Genomic DNA, 4,537 nt, shown 5'->3' with positions numbered 1-4,537 from the left:
CGCCTGTCCAGCAGGCGGCATACGAGCCACGCGCTATCGACCCGGTCGCGGAAGCCATCCATCTGGCCGAAGCCAATGCCGCGGCCATGGCGCAGGCGCGCCCGGCCCCGGTCGCCCACGCTGAAGATTTCCGCCCGCAGAGCAAGATCTTCCAGGCGCCGCCCGCCCAGCCGATGCCGCAGCCGGTGGTCCAGCAGATGCAGCCGGCCCCGCAGCCGCGCGAGATGCTGCAGCGCGAGGCGCCGCAGCCGGTTGCCATGGCGCCGCAGCGCATGCCGCGCGTCGAGGACTTTCCGCCGGTCGTCAAGGCCGAGGTGGATGCCAAGAGCCGCCCGGTCGACCACGAGAACAACAGCGGACCGATGGGCCTGCTGAAGCGCCTGACCAATGGTCTGACCCGCCGCGAGGAAGAACCCGCACGGCTGCAGCCGGCGCAGCCGCGCGAGCCCAAGCTGCGCCAGGCCGCGCCCGAAGTGCGCCGTCTCGCCAGCCAGGATGCGCAGCTCTATGCGCCGCGCCGCGGCCAGCTCGATGATCAAGGCCGCCTGACGCCGCAGGTGAGGACGACTCAGGAAGACGATCAGCTGGAGATTCCGGCGTTCCTGCGCCGCCAGGCCAACTGATTGGTAAACGGCTGTAACATTTGTTAACAGGCAAGCGAGGAATCGCTTGCCTGTTAATGTTTTAAATGATGTGATTTCAACGACTTACCAAGTCGCACTCGTTCCATTTTGCGGTTACACAGAGTAAGAAACCGTGATTTGGAGTCTCCCTGACGGGACATTATCTTCGCTGCCTACCATCATCGGTTTGCCGGGATTTCGGGGGAAGTCACCCTGCCAGCCGATTCACACAAGAGCCGCGCCCTCGGGCTGGAGAAGCGGACCTAGGCATTACGGGCTTATGGGGATTGTCTTGCACGACTATCAGACGACATTGAAGACGCGCGCGTCGCTTACCGGCACCGGCGTCCACAGCGGCAAGGAAGTGTCCATCAGCTTCGTGCCCGCGGATGCCGACACCGGCATCGTTTTCCAGCTTTTCAACGGTGCGGAGCAGGGCCGCGAGTTTCGTGCCCTGGTTTCGGAAGTCGGCGCTACCGACCTGTGCACCATGCTTGGTGATCCCGCTGGCGAGCATATCGCCACGGTCGAGCACATCATGGCGGCGCTGTTTGGGCTCGGCATCGATAATGTCGCTGTCGAGATCGATGGTTCCGAGGTTCCTATCTTCGATGGCAGCGCCATGGCGTTCGTCGAAGCCATCGATCAGGCGGGTATCGAGACGCTCTCGGTCAAGCGGCGCTATATCAGGGTCATCAAGCCGGTCCGCATCGAGAACGGCGCCTCGTGGGCGGAGTTTCGGCCCTATGACGGGACCCGTTTCGAGATCGAGATCGACTTCGAAAGCCCGGCGATCGGCCGTCAGCTGTTTGCCTCCGACCTCAATGCCGATATTTTCCGTCGTGACATCGCGCGCGCCCGCACCTTCGGCTTCATGAAGGATGTCGAGCGGCTGTGGGCCGCAGGCTACGCGCTCGGCTCCTCGCTGGAGAACTCGCTGGTCATTGGCGACGACAACCGCGTCATCAATATGGGCGGCCTGCGCTACCCCAACGAATTCGTGCGACATAAGACGCTGGACGCCATGGGCGACCTGGCGCTGGCCGGCGCCCGCTTCATCGGCTGCTTCCGCTCCTATCGCGGCGGCCACAGGATGAATGCCGCGGCCCTGCGCCGTCTGCTCTCGGACCGCACGGCGTTCGAGATCGTCGAGACGACGCGCCGTGAGCGTGGCCGCAGCGCCGAGATGAACGCCGTCAATGCGCCACTCTACGCACCCTGGATGATCTGATTTCCCAGGGTTTTTTCGGGTTCTATGGGTGATAGCGAATGTTGCAGGAATGCACCACCCGGCAGTGAAATTGCATTGATGTCCAAGCGGCGTCCGGCCGCCACAAAAATGCGCGATTGGCCGGAGATAGCGTTGCCGGGCAAGGCGGTTATGGTTTATGGCTGCTGCCGTCGATTAATGCATGTCGTTCAAAAGTGGGGACCAGTTTTGAAACAATGGCGTGCAACTGGCATTGAAATAGCGCCGAAAGGGCGAGATCCAATCATGTTCTTCAAGCGAGTTGGTCAATTGAAAGCACCGCAGAGGGCTGTTTTCCTGGCGCTTTCAGTAGTTGTTCCATCGCTCTTTCTGTCGGCCTGCATGTCGTCGGAGAAAGATATCGACCTGTCGACCTATGTCGAGCAGACCGAGCCGGCCGATGTTCTCTACAATCAGGGCCTTGCCAATCTCAATGCCGGGCGCCTGCAGGAGGCGAGCCGCAAGTTCGACGCCGTCGACCGTCAGCATCCCTATTCGGAATGGGCCCGCAAATCGATGGTGATGGGCGCTTTCGCCGACTATCGCCAGGGCAATTACGATGAGGCGATCGGCTCGGCCAAGCGCTATCTCACGCTTTACCCGTCGACCGATGACGCCGCCTATGCGCAGTACATCATCGGCTTGAGCTACTACCGTCAGATCAAGGACGTGACGCAGGACCAGAAGGAAGCGCGCCAGACCGTCCAGACGATGCAGGATCTGGTCACGCGCTGGCCAACATCGGAATATGTCGAAGACGCCAAGGAAAAGATCCGCTTCGCCAACGACCAGTTGGCCGGCAAGGAAATGCAGATCGGCCGCTACTATCTTGAGCGGCGTGAATACATCGCTGCCGTGAAGCGCTTCCGCACCGTGGTCGAGAACTATTCCAACACCCGCCATGTCGAGGAGGCGCTCGCCCGCTTGACCGAAAGCTATTACGCGATGGGTCTGACCTCGGAGGCACAAACCGCCGCCGCCGTGCTCGGCACCAACTACCCCGACAGCCCATGGTACAAGGATTCCTACAAGCTCTTGCAGAGCAATGGGCTTGCACCGCGCGAGAATGCCGGGTCGTGGATATCCAAAGCCGGGAAGATGATCACCGGCGCCTGACGTATGAGCATCGACTGAAGCGCCACAGCGCTTTTCGGATTGATCCGGTGCTCAAACAAAAAGATAGTGCGGCGCTGCGACTGCAAATGGTCGCGTGCCGTTCTAGATTCGGGTTCTGATGCTTTCCAGACTGTCGATCCGCGATATCGTCCTGATCGAGAAGCTGGATATCGACTTCCAGCCGGGCCTTTCGGTGCTGACCGGCGAAACCGGTGCCGGCAAATCCATCCTGCTCGATGCCCTGTCGCTGGCGCTCGGAGCGCGCGGCGACGCGTCGCTGGTGCGCCATGGCGCGGCACAGGGCCAGGTCATCGCCGTCTTCGACGTGCCGCGCAATCATCCGGCGCGTACGCTGCTTGCCGACAATGCGATCGAGGATGATGGCGACATCATCCTGCGCCGCCTGCAGACGGCGGACGGCCGCACCCGTGTTTTCGTCAACGATCAACCTTCAAGCGTCACCCTGATGCGCGACGTCGGGCGCGCGCTGGTCGAGATTCACGGCCAGCATGACGAGCGTGCGCTGGTCGATCCCGGCGCGCACCGCGAGGTGCTCGACGCTTTCGGTGGCCATCTCGGCGCCGTCCGCTCGACCGGCGAGGCATGGCGGCACTGGCGGGCCTGCGAGCAGGAGCTGTCGCGCCACCGCGCCAAGGTGGCGGCGGCCGCGCGCGAGGCCGACTATCTGCGCGCGGCGGTGGCGGAATTGACCAAGCTCGATCCGCAGCCGGGCGAGGAGACCGACCTTGCCGAATTGCGCGCGTCTATGATGCGGGCCGAAAAGATCGCTTCCGAAATCCATGACGCGCAGGATGTGCTGTCGGGCCCATCTTCGCCCCTGCCGCAACTGGCCAGCCTGTTGCGGCGGCTGCAGCGCAAGGTGACGGAGGCGCCCGGACTGCTCGACGATGTCGTCAAATCGCTCGACGAGGCGATGCTGTCGCTCGACGCGGCGCAATCGGGCGTCGAGGCAGCATTGCGCGCCACCGAATATGATCCGCAGCGGCTGGAGAAGGCGGAGGAGCGGCTGTTTTCGCTGCGCGCCGCCTCGCGCAAGCACAGCGTCGCCGTCGACGATCTGGCGCAGCTGCGCGACACGATGTCGGCCGATCTCGCCGATCTCGATGCCGGCGAGGAGCGCCTGCACGGGCTGGAAAAGCAAGCCACCGCCGCGCGCGAGACCTACGACATTGCCGCCGCGCAGCTGTCCTCGCTGCGTCATGCGGCGGCGGTCGGCCTGACCAAGGCCGTGATGGCCGAACTGCCGGCCCTGAAGCTCGAACGCGCCGCCTTTATCGTGGAAATGAAGAGCGAGGCCGAGAGCCGCATGGAAGAGGGGATCGACCAGATCGAGTTCTGGGTGCGCACCAATCCAGGCACGCGGCCCGGGCCGATGATGAAAGTGGCCTCCGGCGGCGAGCTTTCGCGCTTCCTTCTGGCGCTGAAGGTGGCGCTGGCCGACCGCGGTTCGGCGCCGACGCTGGTGTTCGATGAAATCGACACCGGCGTGGGCGGCGCTGTCGCCGACGCCATCGGCCAGCGGCTGGCG

The 4,537-nt window shown here is 63.4% G+C and carries 3 protein-coding genes and 1 pseudogene; all 4 read left to right on the top strand.

Annotated elements, in window-relative coordinates; translation table 11 throughout:
- Positions 1–623, top strand: a pseudogene (locus tag EOD15_RS29125) (cell division protein FtsZ); the annotation flags it as partial.
- A gap of 280 nt (positions 624–903) precedes the next feature.
- Complete coding sequence (gene lpxC, locus EOD15_RS29120) at positions 904–1,854, top strand: UDP-3-O-acyl-N-acetylglucosamine deacetylase (RefSeq protein ID WP_023813134.1); 951 nt, start codon at positions 904–906, stop codon at positions 1,852–1,854.
- Between the two features lie 264 nt (positions 1,855–2,118).
- The gene (locus EOD15_RS29115; protein WP_127269547.1) at positions 2,119–2,988 is read left to right on the top strand and encodes an outer membrane protein assembly factor BamD; all 870 of its coding nucleotides are present in this window, start codon (positions 2,119–2,121) and stop codon (positions 2,986–2,988) included.
- A 118-nt stretch (positions 2,989–3,106) separates the two neighbouring features.
- Positions 3,107–4,537, top strand: a 1,431-nt coding sequence (locus EOD15_RS29110) for a DNA repair protein RecN (RefSeq protein ID WP_148129682.1), incomplete at its 3' end; no start/stop codon positions are given.

The sequence above is a fragment of the Mesorhizobium sp. M7A.T.Ca.US.000.02.2.1 genome, assembly GCF_003996995.1.
In the GTDB taxonomy this organism is placed as follows: domain Bacteria; phylum Pseudomonadota; class Alphaproteobacteria; order Rhizobiales; family Rhizobiaceae; genus Mesorhizobium.
This window is presented reverse-complemented; position numbering and strand designations above follow the sequence as displayed.